Below are 825 nucleotides of genomic sequence, written 5' to 3'. Positions count from 1 at the left end.
ACCCAATAGCTACTTCATATACTATTTTTTTGCTAATCGTAGTGAAAACGTCAATCATTTGTGTTCAAGATGAAATGCTTTCTGTTTTTTGATGAAGCTGAAAGCTGAAAATTGTCTTCATGCCCAAAAAACAATTCTTGTATGATGTTTACAAGATGCATTTTTCTCTCCACAATAGTCTGCAAAAATAAATCCTATAAAAGGCAAAAATATGAGCGAAGAACGCGAACAAGCCAAAGATGAAGCCTCTCTCAACAACATCTACTTGAGTGAAGATGATACTGTTCTTCCCTTTCAAATCGAAGAACTTGATATTCGTGGACGTGCTGTACAATTTGGAAAAGCTTTAGATTCTATTCTCACAAGACATCAATATCCTGAACCGGTTTCTTACCTTCTAGCAGAGGCTTTAGTTTTAACTGTTCTGCTTGGAAGCTCCTTAAAACTTAAAGGAAAATTTATTTTACAAACCCATTCCAATGGACCAATTAATATGTTGGTGTGTGATTTTTCTCCCCCTTTCAGTCTACGCGGGTACGCTCGTTTTGATGAAGAAAAACTGAAACAAGCAATAGCCAATAATCAAATATCTTCCGAAACACTTCTAGGAAAAGGTACTTTAGCCTTCACCATCCGCCAAGGCGCCCATACACAAGACTATCAGGGAATAGTTGCATTAGAAGGATCAAATTTACAAGAAGCTACCCGTGCCTATTTTGACCAATCGGAACAAATTCTCACCGATATCCGTTTAGCAGTCGCTATATTGATTAACCGCGACCAAAAAGGAAAGCAGCAGAAAAGCTGGCGAGCAGGAGGTATTTT

General features: G+C 37.9%; 1 protein-coding gene. It reads left to right on the top strand.

The window, feature by feature from the left end:
* Nucleotides 1-211: 211 nt before the first annotated feature.
* Nucleotides 212-825, top strand: a 614-nt coding sequence (locus tag ACFINZ_RS10360; RefSeq protein WP_375701469.1) for an Hsp33 family molecular chaperone HslO, incomplete at its 3' end; no start/stop codon positions are given.

It is taken from the genome of Bartonella sp. AA81SXKL (assembly GCF_042196945.1).
Classification (GTDB): Bacteria; Pseudomonadota; Alphaproteobacteria; order Rhizobiales; family Rhizobiaceae; genus Bartonella.
The sequence above is the reverse complement of the archived record's forward strand: the minus strand, read 5'-3'. Positions and strand labels throughout refer to the sequence as shown.